Origin of the sequence: Pseudomonas sp. URMO17WK12:I9 (assembly GCF_900230165.1) — a bacterium.
GTDB lineage: Bacteria > Pseudomonadota > Gammaproteobacteria > Pseudomonadales > Pseudomonadaceae > Aquipseudomonas > Aquipseudomonas fulva.
In genome coordinates, this window is the sequence record NZ_OCMQ01000004.1 from 214,642 (window position 1) to 234,154 (window position 19,513).

The window sequence follows — 19,513 nt, forward strand, 5'->3', positions numbered from 1 at the left end:
CCCACACGGACATCGCCTTGCCCATGACGCTGCGTCAACGCCTGGAGAACCTCCCCGTCGGGCAGAAGCTGCTGGCAGCTTTGCTGGTCTTGCTGGTGACCATTCTGCTGGTGGCGAACCTGACCTTCATCAGCGCCGCCTACTGGATCACCCAGGAAAGCATGGCACCGCAAGCGCTCCAGACCATCGGCCGGCTGGTCTCCAATCCTGAGCTGTCGACCCGCGCGGCAGACGACCCCACCTCGGCCCAGGCGCTGCTCGATGAACTGGACAGCTATGCGCCGCTGCGCGCCGCCGCCTTGTATGGCAGCGACGGGCGCATGCTCGCCCAATTGCAGCATGGCGCCCCCCTCACACTGCCCAAGCGGTTTCGCAACATAGAAGGCTGGCGATTCATGGAGTTTCGCAGCACGCAGCTGATTCGCCTGCCACGGGCCGGTAGCCCGCCGGGGCATTTGCTACTGGTAGCCAGCAGCGAGCTGCCCACCGCCTTCTACACCGGCACGCTCAGCGCGAGCCTGGCCATTCTGGTGTTCAGCGTGCTGTTGTGGCTCTTCATCGCCCGGCAGATCAAACGCCTGATCACGCAGCCGATCAACCAGCTCGAAGAGCTCAGCCGCCAGGTCACCCGTGAGGAGAGCTACGCGCTGCGGGCCCGACGCGGCAACGACGACGAGATCGGTAGCCTGGCTAATGCCTTCAATACGATGCTCTCGCGCATCGAAGCCCGGGAGCACCAGCTCAAGCGTGCCCGGGACGAGTTCCAGAGTGCCTACGACCAGGCCCAGGGGCTCGCCGAGCAAACGCGTCATACAAACCGCAAGCTCGAGCTCGAAGTGCAGGTGCGCAGCAAGATCGAGAAAAAGCTCACAGGCTTTCAGAACTACCTGAACAGCATCATCGACTCCATGCCGTCGGCCCTGATCGCCTTGGACGAGCAGCTGTACGTGACCCAGTGGAACCAAGAGGCAACGGCGTTATCCGGCACGACCCTCAACGAGGCGCTCAACCAACCGGTGTTCATCGCCTTCGCACCGCTAAAACCCTTCTTGCCACAGTTGAAGGACACGGTGGAGCGGCACCGGGTGGCGAAAATCGAGCGTGTTACCTGGCACAAGGATGATGAGCCGCGGCATTACGCATTGACCTTCTACCCACTCACCGGCGGTGGAGGCCGGGGCGTGGTGATCCGGATCGATGACATCACCCAACGTCTGTCGCTCGAAGAAATGATGGTGCAGTCGGAAAAGATGCTCTCGGTCGGTGGCCTGGCGGCCGGCATGGCCCACGAAATCAACAACCCGCTCGGGGCCATCCTGCATAACGTGCAGAATATCCGCCGCCGCCTGTCACCTGATCTGCCGCGCAATCTTGAGCAAGCCCACGCGCTGGGCATCGACCTGACCACGGTCAACGCCTACCTGCAAAGCCGCGAAGTGCCTCAGTTGCTCGATGGCATCCAGCAAGCGGGTGCCAGGGCCGCCAAGATCGTCACCCACATGCTCAGTTTCAGCCGTCGCAGCACGCGCGAACTGGCGCCCTGCGACCTCCCTGCCTTGATTGACCAGGCGGTGGACATAGCAGGCAACGACTTCGACCTGGCCATTGGTTTCGACTTCAAAGGCCAGGCCATCGTGCGCCAGTTCGACCCGGCGCTGGGGCCTGTGCCCTGCACCGCCAACGAACTGGAGCAGGTATTGCTCAACCTGCTCAAGAACGCCGCCCAGGCCATTCACCAGCGCCCGGCACCTTGCGAGCCAGGCCGTATCATCTTGCGCACACGGCTTGCGCCGCCCTGGGCAGAAATCCAAGTGGAGGACAATGGCGTGGGCATGCCCGAAGCCGTGCGCAAGCGCACCTTCGAGCCCTTCTTCACGACCAAGGAAATCGGCCAGGGCACCGGTCTTGGGCTTTCGGTGTCGTACTTCATCATCACCAATAACCACAAGGGGCAGATGGAGGTGCATTCCACGCCTGGGCAGGGGACCTGTTTCACCCTGCGCCTGCCCCTCGGCCAGCCGCATCCGCCGCTGCCGGTCACCACGGAGCAATGACATGGGCTACCGCTTGTCCAAAATCTATACCCGCACTGGCGACACAGGTGAAACCGGCCTGGGCGATGGCCGGCGTGTACCCAAGGATCATCCACGCATCGAAGCCATCGGCGAAGTGGACAGCCTCAACAGCCAGCTTGGCCTGTTGCTGGCCGGCCTGGATGAACAAGGTCTGGACGAAGTCAGCCGCGTTCTGGCGCCCTGCCAGCACCGCCTGTTCGACCTGGGCGGGGAGCTGGCCATGCCCAGTTACCAGGCCCTGACCACGGCAGAGGTGGAGCGGCTAGAGGCGGCCATCGATGAGTGGAATGACGAACTGGGCCCACTGAAGAATTTCATCCTGCCCAGCGGGTCGGCCCTGGTCGCCCAAGCACACGTGTGCCGCAGCCTGGCACGCAGCGCCGAGCGACGCTGCCAGCACCTCAATACCGTAGAGCCGCTGGAGGGTGTCGGCCTGGCGTACATCAACCGCCTATCGGACCTGCTGTTCGTTGCCGCCCGTATCATCGGCAGGCGGCAAGGCATTGCCGAGGTCCTGTGGCAGCCGGCCGAAAAACCTCAAGGCTGACGCCAAGCGCTTGCCGCACCGGTCCGGCGTCAGAGGGTCGGCCAGAACGCCCTGATACCCGCAACGCCCTGCGCCCCGGCTAGCCAGGCCTGTTCGCGGTCCGCTGGGCCCATGCCACCGAGCAGGTACACCGGTTGGTCGAACCCGGCAATCAGGTGCTGGGCCTGTTCCCAGCCAAGCGGCGCGGCCTCTGGGTGACTTTCGGTACGCTGGACCGGCGACAGGGTGACGAAGTCGACCCCCATCTGCTGGGCCAGGGCAAGCTCCTCGGCAGTGTGGCAGGAGGCGGCAAGCCAGCGCTGGACCGGGAACGGCCTGCCCTTGTCGGCATACTTGCGCAACTGCGCTGCCGTCAGGTGCCAGCCTGCCGACGGGAAGTCGCCTAACCACTCCAGAGGCCCCTTGAGCATGAGCTGGGCCTTGCCCGCGCATAACCCCACCGCATCAACCGCCACATCGCGGTACTTGGGGTCGTACATGTCCGGTGCACGCAACTGGATCAGCCGGATGCCACTGGCCACGGCCTTCTGGATACCCTTGAGCATGTCAGGCACGTCCAGGCCGTCGGGTGTGATCAGGTATTGATCCGGCAGCCGGGCAGCGTTGACGATGGGCTTGTTGGCCTCGGGAAACGCATGGTCCGGCAGCTCACGGGGCGCGACCCAGGCCAGCGGTTGCCCCTCGGCGCCATGGGGTTCACCGTTGAAGGCCTCGACCTCGCGCACCTCGAGCAGTACGTGTTTGTCGGGGTAGTCGTGACTGACCTTGATCAAGGGCCGCGAGCGCGTTACCTGGATGCCCAGCTCCTCGTCGAGCTCACGCGCCAGCGCGGCCTCGACGCTTTCACCGGGCTCCACCTTGCCTCCCGGAAACTCCCAGAGGCCGCCCTGGTGTTGGGTGTCGGCGCGGCGGGCGATGAGTATCCGCCCGTCCATGCCCCGAATCACGGCTGCAACGACGTGAACCCGTTTCATCGGTCACACTCCGTCACGCCAGCCGTGGGCAATGGGGTTGGCATAAAGCTCATGGTTTTGCTCCCTTGGCATTGAAACATCGGGACCGCGAGCGGCCCCGGCTGCATCAGGTGCGGTACTCGGCGTTGATTTTCACGTATTCGTGAGAGAGGTCGGTGGTCCAGATGGTTTCACTGCACTGGCCACGGCCAAGGTCGATACGGATGGTGATTTCTTCCTGGGCCATCACCCGGGCGCCCTGGTCTTCGGTATAGCTCGGGCTACGACCGCCCTGGCTGGCAATGCACACCTCATCCAGGTAGACATCGATCAGGCTCACATCCAGCGCGGGCACGCCGGCACGCCCAACCGCTGCGAGGATGCGGCCCCAGTTGGGATCGGAGGCGAACAGTGCGGTCTTGATCAGCGGCGAATGCGCCACGGCGTAGCCGACGTCCAGGCATTCCTGAGGGTTGCCACCGCCGTTGACCTGCACGGTCACGAACTTGGTCGCCCCCTCACCGTCACGGACAATGGCCTGTGCCACCTCCATGCAGACCTCGAACACAGCCTTTTTCAAAGCTTCGAACAGGGCTCCGCTGGCTTGGGTGACTTCCGGCAGGTCGGCCTGGCCGGTGGCGATCAGCATGCAGCAGTCGTTGGTCGAGGTATCACCGTCGATGGTGATGCGGTTGAACGATTTGTTGGCCCCGTCCAGCATCAGGTCCTTGAGCACGCCTGGCGCGACCTTGGCGTCGGTGGCGATGTAGCCCAGCATGGTCGCCATGTTCGGGCGGATCATGCCCGCGCCCTTGCTGATACCGGTCACGGTCACGGTCACGCCGTCGTGCTGGAACTGACGGCTCGCGCCCTTGGGCAAGGTGTCGGTGGTCATGATGCCGGTGGCCGCTTCAGCCCAGTTGTTTTCCGACAGGTTGTCCAGGGCAGCTTGCAAGGCACCTTCGATCTTTTCCACCGGCAGTGGCTCACCGATCACACCGGTGGAGAACGGTAAAACCGACTCGGCGGACACACCAGCAAGCTCGGCGAGTTTCGCGCAGGTCCGCTGCGCCGCTTCCAAGCCGGGGGCGCCCGTGCCGGCGTTGGCATTGCCCGTGTTGGTCAGCAGGTAGCGTACGGTACCCTGCACCCGCTGCTTGGCCAGGATCACGGGGGCGGCGCAGAAGGCATTGAGGGTGAACACACCGGCCACACTCGAACCCTCGGCGCAGCGCATGACCACCACATCCTTGCGCCCCGGGCGCTTGATGCCGGCGGAGGCAATACCGAGTTCGAAACCCGGGACGGGGTGCAGCGTAGGCAAAGGACCAAGACCAACAGCCATTGGAGCGCTCCTAGAAAATACGTGTGGTGAAAAAAAGGGCCGCTGTGCGGCCCATCTTTGGCAAGCCCGGGCGAACCGGGCATACCGCATGGCTTGAATCGACGCAGCTCAGGGCGGCGCTGGCGTGTCGGCGATGGGCTGCGCAGTAGCCCCTTGGCAGTGAGCAGCCAGCACGGCGCCGTGCGCCCTGTGACGGCCTTGCGGTCAGATCACTCGATCTGGCCGTGGCAGTGCTTGAATTTCTTGCCCGAACCACACCAGCACGGCTCGTTGCGACCCAGTTTCTGCTCGTTGCGCACAGGCTCGGCAGCCACGGCTACCTCAGCGCCCTCCTCGGCCAACTGCTCGCTTTCAAGACCAGGTGCGGGCGCGTGTTCGAACTGCATGCGGCTGGCCAACTCTTCGGCGTCGCGGCGCAGGCGTGCTTCTTCCTCGGCAGGGTCTTCGCGGCGAACCTGCACGTGCGAGAGCACACGGATGGCATCGCGCTTGATCGACTCGAGCAGTTCCTGGAACAGGGTGAACGACTCGCGCTTGTACTCCTGCTTCGGGTTCTTCTGGGCGTAGCCGCGCAGGTGGATACCATGACGCAGGTGGTCCATGGTCGACAGGTGGTCCTTCCACAGGTCGTCCAGCACACGCAGCAGGATCTGCTTCTCGAAGGTGCGCAGTGCTTCCATCCCGGCCTGGTCTTCTTTCTCGGTGTAGGCCGTGGTGATTTCGTGCAGCAGCTTCTCGCGCAGGGTCTCTTCGTAGAGGTGGTCGTCTTCGTCGAGCCACTGCTGGATCGGCAACTTCATGGCGAAGTCACTGGACAGCGAGGCTTCCAGGCCGGCCACGTCCCACTGCTCAGGCAGCGATTGCGGCGGGATGTGCTGGCTGATGGTGGCGTCGAGTACTTCCTTGCGGAATTCGGCGATGGTGTCGCCCACGTTCTCTGCGGCCAGCAGGCTGTTGCGCATGTGGTAGATGACCTTGCGCTGCTCGTTGGCCACGTCGTCGTATTCGAGCAACTGCTTGCGGATATCGAAGTTGCGGCCTTCGACCTTGCGCTGGGCCTTTTCGATGGCGTTGGTGACCATGCGGTGTTCGATGGCTTCGCCCGACTGCATGCCCAGCGCCTTCATGAAGTTCTTCACCCGGTCAGAGGCGAAGATGCGCATCAGGCTGTCTTCGAGCGAGAGGTAGAAGCGGCTGGAACCCGGGTCACCCTGGCGACCGGAACGACCGCGCAGCTGGTTGTCGATACGACGCGATTCGTGACGCTCGGAGGCGATGACGTGCAGGCCACCGGACTCGATCACCTGCTGGTGACGCTTCTGCCAGTCGGCCTTGATGTGCGCGATCTGCTCGGCCGTTGGGTTTTCCAGTGCGGCCACTTCAGCTTCCCAGTTGCCGCCCAACAGGATGTCGGTACCGCGACCGGCCATGTTGGTGGCAATGGTCAGCGCGCCTGGCGCACCGGCCTGGGCAATGATCTCGGCTTCCTTCTCGTGGTACTTGGCGTTCAGAACCTTGTGCTCGATGCCTTCCTTGTGCAGCAGGTTGGACATGTGCTCGGAGGTTTCGATGGTGGCCGTACCCACCAGCACCGGCCGGCCTTGCTTCAAGGTTTCCTTGATGTCGGCGATGATCGCGGCGTACTTCTCTTCGGCGGTCAGGTACACCAGGTCGTTGTGGTCCTTGCGCGCCAGGGGCTTGTTCGGCGGAATGACCATCACGTTCAGGGCGTAGATCTGGGCGAACTCGAAGGCCTCGGTATCGGCGGTGCCGGTCATGCCCGACAGTTTCGAGTACAGACGGAAGTAGTTCTGGAACGTGGTGGAGGCCAGGGTCTGGCTCTCGGCTTGAATGTTGAGGTTTTCCTTGGCCTCGATGGCCTGGTGCAGGCCTTCGGACAGGCGACGACCCGGCATGGTACGCCCGGTGTGCTCGTCGATCAGCAGCACCTGGCCGTCCTGCACGATGTACTCGACGTTGCGGTGGAACAGCTTGTGCGCGCGCAGACCGGCATAGACGTGGGTCAGCAGGCCCAGGTTGTGCGCCGAGTACAAGCTCTCGCCCTCGGCCAGCAGGCCGACCTGGGTCAGCATTTCTTCGATGAACTGGTGACCGGCTTCGTTGAGCTCGACCTGGCGGGTCTTCTCGTCGATGGTGAAGTGGCCTTCCTGGGTGACCTGGCCTTCGACTTCCTCGATGTGCTGGGTCAGGCGCGGGATCAGGCGGTTGATCTCGATGTACAGCTTGGAGCTGTCCTCGGCCTGGCCGGAAATGATCAACGGCGTACGGGCTTCGTCGATGAGGATCGAGTCCACTTCGTCGATCACTGCGAAGTTCAGCTCACGCTGGAACTTCTCGTCCTGGCTGAACGCCATGTTGTCGCGCAGGTAGTCGAAACCGAATTCGTTGTTGGTACCGTAAGTGATGTCGGCAGCGTAGGCTGCGCGCTTTTCTTCCGGCGGCTGGAAGGCCGAGACGATACCGACCGACAGGCCGAGGAACTCGTACAGCGGGCGCATCCAGTTGGCGTCACGACGGGCGAGGTAGTCGTTGACGGTGACCACGTGCACGCCCTTGCCGGACAATGCATTGAGGTAGACGGCCAAGGTACCGACCAGGGTCTTGCCCTCACCGGTGCGCATTTCCGCGATCATGCCCTCGTGCAGGGTCATGCCGCCAATGAGCTGAACGTCGAAGTGACGCATGCCCATTACGCGCTTGCCAGCCTCACGGGCGACGGCGAAGGCTTCGGGCAGCAGTTGGTCCAGTGTTTCGCCTTTGGCCAAACGCTCCTTGAACTCGGCAGTCTTGCCACGCAGCTGCTCGTCGGAGAGGGCCACCATCTTCTCTTCGAAGGCATTGACGATACTCACCGTCTTGAGCATGCGTTTGACTTCACGCTCGTTCTTGCTTCCAAAAAGTTTCTTTAACAAAGGCGCAAACATATTGGCAGGATCTTCCACACGTAGGGATGGAGGGCGGCCCCATGAGTCGCCCGTGCAGCCCTAAGGCCGCATGCGAACGAGCATTCTACCCGGAAACGATGGTGATGAAAGTGGTGGATTCCACGATGCTGGCACAGCGCTTTTACAGGGGCGTGTCTTAGATAGGGGCATTTCCCCTGAGTTCAAGACCTGGAAAGATGAAAGCGTTCAAGACTCGCCTGTGCGCGCTGCCTTGCAGGGCCTGGCCCCGGTAGCGCCAGGCGCAGCGCTTGGCCAGTGGGCTCAACCGCCGGGTGATCGGGACAGACGCTGAAGTGTTAGACTGCCCTACTTGTAACCTCATGCGTATACCCATGGCCTACAAACCCTCCCCCGCCCAGCTGCCCTCGGCGTTGCTGCGCCAGGTTCGCCCGCTGCGCCTGTTGCTCAACCAGGCCGAGCGCCTGGAGCACCTGCAACGCCTGGTCGAAGGCCAGTTGCAGCCGGCTGCACGCGAGCACTGCCACGTGGCGTCATGGCGTGACGGTACCTTACTGCTTGTGGTAACCGATGGGCACTGGGCCACGCGCCTGCGTTACCAGCAAAAGCGCCTGATGGCGGCGTTGCAGGCAACCGATGCGTTCGGCAACCTCAGGCGTATTCTTTTCAAGGTGCAACCACCCTTGGTACCCGCCAAACGCGGCGGGCATGCGACCGAGTTGTCCAACAGCGCGGCCGAGAGCCTGCTGCAGACGGCCGAAGGCATCACTGACGCGAAATTGCGGGCCGCACTGGAGCGCCTGGCGGCGCATGCGCAGGCCAAGGACTGACCGATTTGCCAGGGGGCTTCGGGCGGCAGCAACCAAGATTTTGAAGGCGTTACAGACTGCGCTGTTCAGCCTGATGGTGCGAGCCATCCTCGGCGGCGCCGGGTTTGGATGGCCGCCAATACTCACAGGTGCATGCGCGCCTGGATCATATCGAGGATGAAAGAGCCGCGCGCAAGGGCAGCCCCAGGGCCAAGCCGATGGATCGCATCCACCATCGAAGCCTGAGTCGATGCCTTTGCCGCCTCGGCGCCGCAGGATACAGTCCGACGCTGCCCCGACTTACACGGTCGGCTCGGGCCATCTGGATGGATTGATGGGTGTCTCTGCCCATAAGCAAGCCATAAAAAAGGCCACCCGAAGGTGGCCTCAATGAACTAGAGAGTGTTCGAGCTTACACAGCCGCGACAGGACGCATATACGAGATCGGCGCCGTGCTGGCATCTTCGAAAGTGACCACTTCCCAGGCATCGGTTTCGGCAATCAGCTTGCGCAACAGCTGGTTGTTCAGCGCGTGACCGGACTTGAAGCCCTTGAACTCGCCAATCAGGCTGTTGCCCAGCAAGTACAGGTCGCCAATGGCGTCGAGAATCTTGTGTTTGACGAACTCGTCTTCGTAGCGAAGACCGTCTTCGTTCAACACGCCTTCCTCATCGACCACGATGGCGTTTTCTACACTGCCGCCCAGCGCAAGGTTGTGCTTGCGCAGGTATTCGATGTCACGCATGAAGCCAAAGGTGCGGGCGCGGCTGACTTCCTTCACGAACGAGGTGCTGGAGAAGTCGACGCTTGCGCTCTGGGTCCGGTTGCGAAGCACCGGGTGATCGAAGTCGATCTCGAAGCTCACCTTGAACCCCTCGAAAGGCAGGAAGGTGGCGCGCTTGTCGCCCTCTTGCACCGTTACCTCACGCAGGATGCGGATGAACTTCTTGGCTGCGTCCTGTTCTTCCAGGCCGGCAGACTGTATCAGGAATACGAAAGGTCCGGCGCTGCCATCCATGATCGGTACTTCCGAGGCGGAGAGCTCGACGTAGGCGTTATCGATGCCCAGGCCCGCCATGGCGGAGAGCAGATGCTCGACCGTATCGACCTTGACGTCACCGTTGACCAGCGTCGTGGACATGGTTGTCTCGCCGACATTGGCCGCACGCGCCGGGATCTCGACCACAGGGTCGAGGTCGGCGCGGCGGAAGACGATGCCGGTGTCAACAGGTGCAGGCTTGAGGGTCAGGTAGACCTTCTCCCCAGAGTGCAGACCGACACCTGTGGCACGGATGGTATTCTTCAGGGTGCGTTGTTTAATCATGGCATTGGCCGCTTCAGCGCAAATTGCGAACAGTTATCAACAAAGGCTGGCGATAATACCAGACCCAACCTTTGATGAATACCAATCACCTTCATAGCCCTGATAAATTTCATTAATCAGCCTGACGACGCAGGAAGGCCGGAATATCCAGATAATCCAGGTCATCCTGAGGGTTCAGCTTGGCCGCCGCTGCCGCACCCGCGTGCGCCTGATTGCGCATGACGGTCGGGCGCTCCAGATCACGGTAGTTGACGGCTGGCTGCTCCTGACGCGCAGGGGCAGGGTTGGACGCCTCGTAGGCCTGCTGGGCAGTCTGCAGAGTGTTGTCCACCACCTTGACCGGCTTCTCGATACGCGCACCCAAGCCGGTGGCCACGACGGTGACATGCAGTTCGTCGCGCATGTCTGGGTCGATCACGGTACCGACCTTGACCATGGCATGGTCCGAGGCGAACGCTTCGATGATGCTACCCACGTCGGAGTATTCACCCAGGGACAGGTCCGGACCTGCGGTGATGTTGACCAGGATGCCACGGGCGCCCTGCAGGTTGACGTCCTCGAGCAGCGGGTTGCGGATCGCAGCCTCGGTCGCCTCGCGAGCACGGTTCGGGCCACTGGCGCAGCCGGTGCCCATCATGGCCATGCCCATCTCACCCATCACGGTGCGCACGTCGGCGAAGTCGACGTTGATCATGCCCGGGCGCTTGATGATGTCGGAGATACCGCGAACGGCACCGGCCAACACGTCATCGGCCTTGGCGAACGCGGACAACAGGCTTGCGTCCTTGCCCAGGATGGTCAGCAGTTTCTCGTTGGGGATGGTGATCAGCGAGTCGACGCTTTCGGCCAGCATGCGGATGCCTTCATCGGCGATCTGCATGCGCTTGCGGCCCTCGAACGGGAACGGACGGGTCACCACTGCCACGGTGAGGATGCCCATTTCCTTGGCCACTTCGGCGATGATCGGCGCTGCACCGGTACCGGTACCGCCGCCCATGCCGGTGGTGATGAACACCATGTTGGTGCCTTGCAGCACTTCGGCGATGCGCTCACGGTCTTCCAGCGCGGCCTGACGACCGACTTCCGGATTGGCGCCAGCACCCAGGCCCTTGGTCACGCCAGTGCCCAATTGCAGGATGGTGCGCGCACCAATGTTCTTGAGCGCCTGGGCATCGGTGTTGGCGCAGATGAACTCCACGCCTTCGATGCTGCTCTTGACCATGTGATTGACGGCGTTACCACCACCACCACCTACGCCGATCACCTTGATGACCGGGCTTTGCGGGACGTTGTCTACGAGCTCGAACATTTTCCCTCTCCTTACAGTTCTCTAGTTGTCGCGCCTACCACTACTGCTTTGAAACTTAGAAGTTGCCTTGTACCCACCGCTTGAAGCGCTCAAGCACCGGGGCCTTCGGTTCATCGCCATAGCTGTTGTTGCTGCTGCTGTTGCCGGTCAAGGGCAGGTCTTCGGTCTGCTTGTGCAGCCCGTAGGTAAGCAAGCCCACACCGGTGGAATAAATCGGGTTGCGTACCACGTCGCTCAGGCCGCGCACGCTGTGCGGCACGCCCAGGCGTACCGGCATGTGGAAAATTTCCTCGGCCAGCTCGACCGCGCCTTCCATCTTGGCGGTGCCACCGGTCAGGACGATGCCAGCAGGCACCAGGTCCTCGTAGCCGCTGCGGCGAAGTTCAGCCTGGATCAGGGTGAAGAGTTCGTCGTAGCGCGGCTCGACCACTTCGGCCAATGCCTGGCGCGACAGTTCGCGCGGAGGACGGTCGCCAACGCTTGGCACCTTGATGGTTTCACCTGCACCTGCCAGCTTGGCCAAGGCGCAGGCATAACGGATCTTGATTTCCTCGGCATACTGTGTGGGCGTACGCAGGGCCATGGCAATGTCATTGGTCACCTGGTCGCCGGCAATCGGAATGACGGCGGTGTGGCGAATGGCGCCTTCGGTGAAAATCGCGATGTCGGTGGTGCCGCCGCCGATGTCGACCAGGCACACGCCCAGCTCTTTCTCGTCGTCGGTCAGTACCGAATAGGCCGATGCCAGTTGCTCGAGAATGATGTCGTCGATTTCGAGGCCGCAGCGGCGCACGCATTTCTCGATGTTCTGGGCGGCATTGACGGCGCAGGTCACCACATGAACCTTGGCCTCCAGGCGCACGCCCGACATGCCGAGCGGTTCGCGCACGCCTTCCTGGTTATCGATCACGTAGTCCTGCGGCAGGGTGTGAAGCACCCGCTGGTCCGCCGGAATGGCCACCGCCTGGGCGGCATCGAGCACACGCTCAAGGTCGGCCAGGCTGACTTCGCGATCGCGAATGGCGACGATGCCATGGGAGTTCAGGCTGCGGATGTGATTGCCTGCAACGCCCACGAAGGCCGAGTGGATGCGGCAGCCCGCCATCAGTTGAGCTTCTTCGACGGCGCGCTGGATCGATTGCACGGTGGACTCGATGTTCACCACCACGCCTTTTTTCAGGCCGCGGGACGGGTGTGTGCCGATCCCGACGATTTCCAGCGTGCCGTCTTCGCCCACCTCACCTACCAAGGCCACTACCTTGGAAGTGCCGATGTCCAGCCCGACGATCATTTTGCCGCTATGCGCGTTTGCCATGGTCCTGCCTCTCTCTAATTCTTCGCAACGGCGGGTTGGGCCGTCGTCGGTGCAATCGGTTCCCGCCAGCCAACGGCAAGCCCGTTGGCATATCGCAGATCGATGCGGGCGATGTTGGCGATCTGCTCTTTAAGCGTCTTGTCGTAAATGGCAATGAAACGGCGCATCTTCTCGACCAGATGGTCGCGCCCCAGCAGCAGCTCGATACCAGGCCCTGCGCTGCTCGCGCCCGTGGTCAGGAACCAGCTGCCTCGCTCGCGCAACTCCAGGCGCGCAATGGAGAAGCCCAGGGGGCGCAGCATCTGGCTCAATATCTGATACTGCTGCATGACCTGCTGCTGGGCCCGCTGGGGGCCGGCCAATTGTGGCAGGTGCTCGTAGTTGGCCAGTTCGCGCGGTGTGAAGGCCTGGCCCTGGTTATTGAGCAAGGCCGCGTCACCCCAGCGTGCCACCGGCAGTTGTTCCTCGAGGCGAATCACCACTTCGTCCGGCCATACCCGGCGCACTTCGGCATGGGCGATCCAGGGCATCTGCTCAAGCTCCTTGCGCATCGCCGGCAGGTCGACGGTGAAGAAGCTTGCGGCCACATAGGGGGCGATACGCTGCTGCACCGACTGCTGGCTGATGTAGGTCAGGTCGCCCTGCACGTCGATCTTGGTGATCGGCCGGTCGGCATACGGCATGAGCCGTATGGCCCCCTCGTAGGCACCGAAGCCTGCGGCTACCAGCAACACCGGCCACAGCAGGCGCTTGAGGCCGCCCAGGCTTGGACGCGGCAGGCGCGCCGATACGGGCTCGTCGGCCACCAGCCGGCTGGCACCACGCGGCACCGGCTTGCTGCGGCCGGTAACGGGTTGCTGCTGACGTACCATTGCGCCCTGCATGATGATTAACCTCGCGTCGCCACGCTTTCGGCCAGGATCGCCAGCACCAGTTGCTGGAAGTCCAAGCCGGCCGCGCGGGCCGCCATGGGCACCAGGCTATGATCAGTCATGCCTGGTGCGGTGTTGACTTCGAGCAGCCAGAACCGGCCCTGCTCGTCCTGCATCACGTCCAGCCGCCCCCAGCCTTCGATGCCGATGGCATCGCAAGCGCGGGCGGTCAGATCGATCAGTTCCTGCTCCTTGGCGCTATCGAGCCCACAGGGAATGCGGTACTGGGTATCGTTGGCGATGTATTTGGCGTCGTAGTCGTAGAACACGTGGGGGGTTCCCAGGGCAATCGGCGGCAGTACCTGCCCGCGCAACACCGCAATGGTGAACTCCGGGCCGTGAATCCACTGTTCCACGAGTACCTGAGAATCGTAGTTGGCGGCATCTCGCCAGGCGGCAACCAGTTCTTGCTCGCTGTTCACCTTGGCCATGCCGATGCTGGAGCCTTCATGGGCAGGTTTGACGATAAGCGGGAAGCCCAGTTCCGTACTGGCACGCAAACAATCGCTTTCGCTGGCCAATACCGCATGCCGCGGGGTAGGAATGCCCAGGCTCTGCCAAACCTGCTTGGTGCGCAGCTTGTCCATCGCCAAGGCCGAAGCCAGGATGCCGCTACCGGTGTAGGGAATGCCCAGGCACTCGAGCAACCCCTGCATGCTGCCGTCTTCGCCGCCGCGGCCGTGCAGGATGATGAAGGCACGGTCGATTTTTTCGCTTTGCAGACGCGCAAGCAGGTCATCGCCCACGTCGATGGCGACGACGTCCACGCCGGCTTCGGTGAGCGCACCTATCACGGCGGCGCCGGACTTGAGCGAGACTTCCCGCTCGGCGCTCTTGCCCCCATAGAGCACGGCGACGCGGCCGAACGCCTTGACGTCCAAGGTGCTGGGCAATAGGTCGTAGGCGCTGGTCATTTAGACGTCTCCTGCACGGCGCCGGCAAACAGCGGGCTTTTCATCAATTGCGGAGCCAGGCCACCGACATCGCCGGCACCTTGGCAGATCAGGATGTCGCCGGCACGCAGCAACGGCTGAACCAACGGCGCCAGCTCGGCGCCGCGCTCGATGTAGATCGGGTCCAGCTTGCCGCGCTGGCGAATGCTGTGGCACAGCTGGCGGCTATCGGCCCCGGGGATCGGCTCTTCGCCAGCCGGGTAGACTTCCATCAGCAGCAGCACGTTGGCGTCACCGAGCACCTGGACGAAGTCGTCGTACAGGTCGCGGGTGCGGCTGTAGCGGTGCGGCTGGTAGACGATCACCAGGCGGCGGCTTGGCCAGCCGCCACGCACGGCCTTGATCACCGCGGCCACTTCAGTGGGGTGATGACCGTAATCATCCACCAGCATCACGCTGCCGCCTTCCACGGGCAGCTCACCGTACACCTGGAACCGACGGCCGACGCCCTGAAACCCGGAGAGCCCCTGGAGAATGGCTTCGTCGGGAATGCCTTCGTCAGTGGCGATGGCAATGGTCGCCAGTGCATTGAGCACGTTGTGGTTGCCGGGCATGTTCACCGAGACTTCCAGCGGCTCGCAGTCGCGGCGCAAGACGGTGAAATGCGTCTGCATGCCTTGCTGGCGGACGTTGATGGCGCGGATATCGGCTTCTTCGCTGAAGCCGTAGGTGACCGTCGGGCGCTTGACCTGGGGCAGGATCTCGCGCACCACCGGGTCATCCAGGCACATCACCGCCAGGCCGTAGAACGGCAGGTTGTGCAGGAACTCGACGAAGGTCTTCTTCAGTTTGTTGAAGTCCCCTTCGTAGGTGGCCATGTGGTCGGCGTCGATGTTGGTGACCACGGCGACCATCGGTTGCAAGTGCAGGAAGCTGGCGTCGCTTTCATCGGCTTCGGCGATCAGGTAACGGCTGGTGCCCAGCTGGGCATTGGTGCCCGCTGCGGTCAAACGGCCACCGATGACGAACGTGGGGTCCAGCCCACCGGCGGCGAATACCGAGGCCAGCAGGCTGGTGGTGGTGGTCTTGCCGTGGGTCCCGGCCACGGCCACGCCATGGCGGTAGCGCATGAGTTCGGCCAGCATCTCGGCGCGTGGCACCACCGGAATGCGGCGTTCCAGGGCGGTTGCCACTTCAGGGTTGGCCGGGTTGATGGCGCTCGACACCACCAGCACGTCAGCGGTCGCAGCGTTCTCTGCACGGTGGCCGACGAAGATCTGCGCGCCGAACGACTCCAGCCGCTCGGTCACAGGCGAGACCTTGAGGTCCGAACCGGAAACCTCGTAGCCCAGGTTCAGCAGCACCTCGGCGATACCGCACATGCCGACACCGCCGATACCCACGAAGTGGATACGGCGAATACGGCCCATCTTGGGCTGGGGCATGGCTTTCTGGCTCTCAACCACGGGCCACCTCCAGACAGATATCGACGACGGTGCTGGTTGCAGCAGGTTTGGCCAGGCGTCTTGCGGTACCGGCCATGACAGTCAGTTTCTCGGGTTGCATCAGCACCTCGTTCAGGCGTTCAGCGAGCTGCGCTGCGCCAGTTGTCGCTTGTGGCATCAGGAAGGCAGCGCCTTCGCGGGCCAGATAATGGGCGTTATGGGTCTGGTGGTCGTCGATCGCATGGGGCAAGGGCACCAGCATCGAGGGCAGGCCCGCTGCCGCCAGCTCGCTGACGGTGAGGGCCCCGGCACGGCAGACCACCAGGTCGGCCCAGCCATAGGCTTGGGCCATGTCCTTGATGAAGGGCTCGACCTGCGCCTGGACACCCGCTTCGCGGTATCGCTCGGCGGTGATCGACGCATGTTGCTTGCCCGCCTGGTGGAACACCTTGGGGCGCACGGCTTCGGGCACTTCGGACAGCGCCTTAGGCAACAAAGTATTCAAGGGTTCCGCGCCCAGGCTACCGCCGAGTACCAGCAGGTGCGGTTGGCGCTGGCCAAGCGCAGGGCGCTCGGCATCCATGAACAGTTCCGCACGCACCGGATTGCCTGTGGTGCGGCGCTTTTCACTGGCCTGGAAGGTGTCGGGGAAGGCTTCGCACACCCGTGCAGCCAGAGGCACCAGCAAACGGTTGGCGGTGCCAGCGCGGGCATTTTGCTCATGAATGATCAGCGGCACCCCGCAAAGGCGCGCTGCCACGCCGCCGGGGCCTGTGACGTACCCGCCGAAGCCCAGCACACAGGCAGGCTTGAGCGCGCGGATGATGCGCCGGGCCTGCAGCACGGCCTTGACCAGGGTCAATGGGGCCTTGAGCAGCGACAGCTTGCCCTTGCCACGCAGGCCGGTGACCTGAATCTGATGCAGGGTAAGGCCGGCCTGGGGCACCAATTCATTCTCGATACCTCGCGGGGTACCCAGCCAGTGCACGGTATAGCCACGCGCCTGGAACTCGCGCGCGCAGGCCAGCGCCGGGAACACGTGACCGCCGGTTCCGCCAGCCATGATCAATACGTTCTTGCCTTCAGCGGCCATGGGCAGGCTCCTCGGCAAAATCGCTTTCGCTGAATTCGTGCTCCTCGCTGCCCAGGTGGGTACGGCTTTCCCATTCGATGCGCAGCAGCAGCCCCACACACGCGCAACAGATGACCAGCGAGCTGCCGCCATAGCTGAGGAACGGCAGGGTCAGGCCTTTGGTCGGCAGCAAACCGACGTTCACGCCAATGTTGATCAGGAACTGACCAATCCACAGGAAGGCCAGCCCGAAGGCCATGTACGCGGCGAAGAACTGTTTGGCTTTTTCGGCCCAGAGCCCGATGTACAGCGCACGGACAGTGACGAAGACGAACAGCGCGATGGTGACCAGCGAGCCCACCACACCCAGCTCTTCGGCCAGCACCGAGAACACGAAGTCGGTGTGCGCTTCAGGCAGGTAGAACTGCTTCTGCACGCTGTTGCCCAGGCCCACGCCAAGCCACTCGCCACGCCCGAATGCGATCAGGGCCTGAGTCAACTGGTAGCCGGAGCCGAACTGATCGGACCAGGGGTCGGTGAAGGTGATCAGTCGCGCCATTCGATAGGGCTGCGCCTGCACCAGCACGAACACCGCGACAACCGCCAGCACCACCATCAGGCTGAATCGGAACAGCCCCACCCCACCCAGGAACAGCATGGCAGCCGCCGCCCCCATCATCACCACGGTGGCGCCGAAGTCCGGCTCCATCAGCAGCAGGCCAGCCATGGGCAGCAGCACGATGAACGGCTTGAAAAAGCCCATCCAGCTTTCCCGCACCTCGGTCTGACGGCGTACCAGGTAGCCGGCAAGGTAGATGACCACGAATACCTTGGCGATTTCAGACGGCTGGACGTTGAAGAAGCTGAAGCCGATCCAGCGCATCGAGCCGTTGACCTCGCGCCCGATCCCGGGCACCAGCACCATGACCAACAGGCCGAAGGCCCCCAGGAGCATCATGAAGCCCATGCGCTGCCAGGTGGCAATTGGCACCATCATGGTCGCGCCACAGGCGACCAGCCCGAGGAAAACGTAAACCAGGTGCCGGTACATGTGGTAAAGCGGGTTGCCGGACTGAACGGCGGCCACTTCCGAGGAGGCGGAAGTGATCATCACCAGGCCCAGGCCCAGCAGCGCCAGGCAACCGGCCAGCAGGGGGAAGTCCAGGTCGATGCCACGGCCGCTGATCAGCGGCGACGGATAGGGCTTGAGGATGCCGAAGATCATGCCAGTGCTCCCGCTGCCTGGGCAAACAGGCGCCCGCGTTCTTCGAAGTTCTTGAACATGTCGAGGCTGGCGCAGGCTGGCGACAGCAGAACGGCATCACCGGGCTGTGCCAGCTCGGCGCAGCGCTGAACGGCGTCGTCCAGGGAGGCCACCCGCACCAGCGGCGCAGCATCACCCAGGGCCTGGCCCAGGCGTTCGGCATCACGGCCCAGCAACACCACGGCGCGGCAGTAGCGCCGGACCGGTTCGCGCAACGCGGCAAAATCGGCGCCCTTGCCGTCGCCTCCGGCAATCAGCACCAGCTTGCCTGCTGTATCGGCACCCAGTCCTTCGATGGCTGCCAGTGCGGCGCCAACGTTGGTGGCCTTGGAGTCGTCGTACCAGTTCACGCCGTGGCGCTCACGTACCCACTGGCAGCGGTGAGCGAGCCCCGTGAATTCACGCAGCGCCTGCAGCATCGGCTCGAAGGGCAGGCCCGCAGCATGGCCCAGGGCCAGTGCGGCCAGCGCATTGCTTTGGTTATGGGCGCCGCGCACCTTGAGGTCGCGAACCGGCATCAGGGTTTGGAACGCGAAGGCCAGGTATTTCTCGCCGTCCACCTCGCGCAGGCCGAACGCCTTGAAGTCGGGCTCGCCCAGGCCAAAAGTCCAGCAGGGACGGCCTTCGACCGGCAGGGGACGGCTGAGCGCGTCCTGGCGATTGACCACCACCTGCCGCGCACCACGGAAGATGCGGTGCTTGGCCAGGTGGTAGGCCGGCAGGCCACTGTAGCGGTCCATGTGGTCTTCGCTGATGTTCAGCACCGTGGCGACTTCGGCATTGAGCTGGTCGGTGGTTTCCAGCTGGAAGCTGGACAGCTCCATTACGTACAGCTCCACGTCATCGGCCAACAGGTCGAGGGCCGGTGTGCCAAGGTTGCCGCCGACCGCCACGCGCTTGCCCGCCCTGGCGGCCATTTCGCCGACCAGGGTGGTGACGGTGCTTTTGGCATTCGATCCACTGATGGCGATGATGGGTGCCTTGGCGTTGCGCGCGAACAGTTCGATGTCGCCGGACAGCTTGACCCCACGGGCAGCGGCTTGTTGCAGCGCCGGCGTAGCCAAGGCCAGGCCTGGGCTGACGTACAGCTCGCTGGCGCGGCACAGGAAGTCCACGTCAAGCTCGCCACAGCGTACTTCCACCTGCGGGTAGTCACGGCGCAGGGTTTCCAGTTCCGGCGGTTGCTCGCGGGTATCGGCGACCGCAAAGGCGATGCCCCGGCTCGCCAGGAAGCGAACCAGGGACATGCCGCTCTTGCCGAGGCCGACAACGATGCGGAATTGGTCGGAAGCGATCAGTGACACGC

The 19,513-nt window shown here is 63.3% G+C and carries 15 protein-coding genes; 3 read left to right on the forward strand and 12 right to left on the reverse strand.

Translation table 11 applies throughout. The features are described 5' to 3' along the window. Positions 1–23 precede the first annotated feature (23 nt). Both CRP40_RS11220 and CRP40_RS11225 read left to right on the forward strand, forming a co-directional pair. A complete protein-coding gene (locus CRP40_RS11220) occupies positions 24–2,054 on the forward strand; it encodes an ATP-binding protein (RefSeq protein WP_027914488.1) in 2,031 nt (676 codons plus the stop codon). A gap of 1 nt (position 2,055) precedes the next feature. Further along, on the forward strand, positions 2,056–2,622 hold the full coding sequence (locus tag CRP40_RS11225) for a cob(I)yrinic acid a,c-diamide adenosyltransferase (protein ID WP_027914487.1): 567 nt from the start codon (positions 2,056–2,058) through the stop codon (positions 2,620–2,622). A gap of 29 nt (positions 2,623–2,651) precedes the next feature. Here the strand turns inward: CRP40_RS11225 and CRP40_RS11230 are convergent, their stop codons facing one another. The 3 genes from CRP40_RS11230 to secA form a co-directional block, all read right to left on the reverse strand. Continuing rightward, positions 2,652–3,596, reverse strand: coding sequence for a Nudix family hydrolase (locus CRP40_RS11230; protein ID WP_027914486.1), 945 nt, complete (start codon positions 3,594–3,596; stop codon positions 2,652–2,654). Between the two features lie 106 nt (positions 3,597–3,702). After that, complete coding sequence (gene argJ, locus CRP40_RS11235) at positions 3,703–4,920, reverse strand: bifunctional glutamate N-acetyltransferase/amino-acid acetyltransferase ArgJ (protein ID WP_027914485.1); 1,218 nt, start codon at positions 4,918–4,920, stop codon at positions 3,703–3,705. A gap of 209 nt (positions 4,921–5,129) precedes the next feature. Then, the gene (gene secA, locus CRP40_RS11240) at positions 5,130–7,865 is read right to left on the reverse strand and encodes a preprotein translocase subunit SecA (RefSeq protein ID WP_023534287.1); all 2,736 of its coding nucleotides are present in this window, start codon (positions 7,863–7,865) and stop codon (positions 5,130–5,132) included. Positions 7,866–8,218: 353 nt separating this feature from the next. On the opposite strand from secA, the gene CRP40_RS11245 reads away from it, so the two are divergent. After that, the gene (locus CRP40_RS11245) at positions 8,219–8,674 is read left to right on the forward strand and encodes a DciA family protein (protein ID WP_027914484.1); all 456 of its coding nucleotides are present in this window, start codon (positions 8,219–8,221) and stop codon (positions 8,672–8,674) included. 391 nt (positions 8,675–9,065) lie between these two features. On the opposite strand, the gene lpxC is transcribed toward CRP40_RS11245, so the two are convergent. The 9 genes from lpxC to murD all read right to left on the reverse strand — a co-directional run bounded on the left by lpxC (position 9,066) and on the right by murD (position 19,511). Next, positions 9,066–9,977 (reverse strand): UDP-3-O-acyl-N-acetylglucosamine deacetylase, encoded by a 912-nt coding sequence (lpxC, locus tag CRP40_RS11250; protein ID WP_023534425.1) that lies wholly within the window; start codon positions 9,975–9,977, stop codon positions 9,066–9,068. Positions 9,978–10,089: 112 nt separating this feature from the next. Then, the gene (ftsZ, locus tag CRP40_RS11255) at positions 10,090–11,286 is read right to left on the reverse strand and encodes a cell division protein FtsZ (RefSeq protein ID WP_012274054.1); all 1,197 of its coding nucleotides are present in this window, start codon (positions 11,284–11,286) and stop codon (positions 10,090–10,092) included. 55 nt (positions 11,287–11,341) lie between these two features. After that, complete coding sequence (gene ftsA / locus CRP40_RS11260; protein WP_023534383.1) at positions 11,342–12,601, reverse strand: cell division protein FtsA; 1,260 nt, start codon at positions 12,599–12,601, stop codon at positions 11,342–11,344. A 14-nt stretch (positions 12,602–12,615) separates the two neighbouring features. Further along, complete coding sequence (locus CRP40_RS11265; RefSeq protein WP_027914483.1) at positions 12,616–13,485, reverse strand: cell division protein FtsQ/DivIB; 870 nt, start codon at positions 13,483–13,485, stop codon at positions 12,616–12,618. A gap of 5 nt (positions 13,486–13,490) precedes the next feature. Then, positions 13,491–14,447 (reverse strand): D-alanine--D-alanine ligase, encoded by a 957-nt coding sequence (locus CRP40_RS11270; RefSeq protein WP_027914482.1) that lies wholly within the window; start codon positions 14,445–14,447, stop codon positions 13,491–13,493. Next, on the reverse strand, positions 14,444–15,871 hold the full coding sequence (murC, locus tag CRP40_RS11275) for a UDP-N-acetylmuramate--L-alanine ligase (RefSeq protein WP_173645895.1): 1,428 nt from the start codon (positions 15,869–15,871) through the stop codon (positions 14,444–14,446). The genes CRP40_RS11270 and murC overlap by 4 nt, the downstream gene beginning before the upstream one ends. Before the next feature lie 13 nt (positions 15,872–15,884). Further along, complete coding sequence (gene murG / locus CRP40_RS11280) at positions 15,885–16,964, reverse strand: undecaprenyldiphospho-muramoylpentapeptide beta-N-acetylglucosaminyltransferase (protein WP_027914481.1); 1,080 nt, start codon at positions 16,962–16,964, stop codon at positions 15,885–15,887. Next, entirely contained in the window at positions 16,954–18,165 is a 1,212-nt protein-coding gene (gene ftsW / locus CRP40_RS11285; protein ID WP_173645896.1) for a putative lipid II flippase FtsW, read from the reverse strand. The genes murG and ftsW overlap by 11 nt, the downstream gene beginning before the upstream one ends. Next, positions 18,165–19,511, reverse strand: a complete 1,347-nt coding sequence (murD, locus tag CRP40_RS11290) for a UDP-N-acetylmuramoyl-L-alanine--D-glutamate ligase (protein WP_027914480.1) — start codon at positions 19,509–19,511, stop codon at positions 18,165–18,167. The genes ftsW and murD overlap by 1 nt, the downstream gene beginning before the upstream one ends. Positions 19,512–19,513: the final 2 nt, after the last annotated feature.

Coding starts and splice junctions, on each gene's coding strand:
- ftsA (WP_023534383.1), bottom strand. CDS start 12,601: ATGGCAAACGCGCATAGCGGCAAAATGATCGTCGGGCTGGACATCGGC.
- secA (WP_023534287.1), bottom strand. CDS start 7,865: ATGTTTGCGCCTTTGTTAAAGAAACTTTTTGGAAGCAAGAACGAGCGT.
- CRP40_RS11245 (WP_027914484.1), top strand. CDS start 8,219: ATGGCCTACAAACCCTCCCCCGCCCAGCTGCCCTCGGCGTTGCTGCGC.
- CRP40_RS11270 (WP_027914482.1), bottom strand. CDS start 14,447: ATGACCAGCGCCTACGACCTATTGCCCAGCACCTTGGACGTCAAGGCG.
- murG (WP_027914481.1), bottom strand. CDS start 16,964: ATGGCCGCTGAAGGCAAGAACGTATTGATCATGGCTGGCGGAACCGGC.
- CRP40_RS11220 (WP_027914488.1), top strand. CDS start 24: ATGACGCTGCGTCAACGCCTGGAGAACCTCCCCGTCGGGCAGAAGCTG.
- lpxC (WP_023534425.1), bottom strand. CDS start 9,977: ATGATTAAACAACGCACCCTGAAGAATACCATCCGTGCCACAGGTGTC.
- argJ (WP_027914485.1), bottom strand. CDS start 4,920: ATGGCTGTTGGTCTTGGTCCTTTGCCTACGCTGCACCCCGTCCCGGGT.
- CRP40_RS11230 (WP_027914486.1), bottom strand. CDS start 3,596: ATGAAACGGGTTCACGTCGTTGCAGCCGTGATTCGGGGCATGGACGGG.
- CRP40_RS11225 (WP_027914487.1), top strand. CDS start 2,056: ATGGGCTACCGCTTGTCCAAAATCTATACCCGCACTGGCGACACAGGT.
- CRP40_RS11265 (WP_027914483.1), bottom strand. CDS start 13,485: ATGCAGGGCGCAATGGTACGTCAGCAGCAACCCGTTACCGGCCGCAGC.
- murC (WP_173645895.1), bottom strand. CDS start 15,871: ATGCCCCAGCCCAAGATGGGCCGTATTCGCCGTATCCACTTCGTGGGT.
- ftsZ (WP_012274054.1), bottom strand. CDS start 11,286: ATGTTCGAGCTCGTAGACAACGTCCCGCAAAGCCCGGTCATCAAGGTG.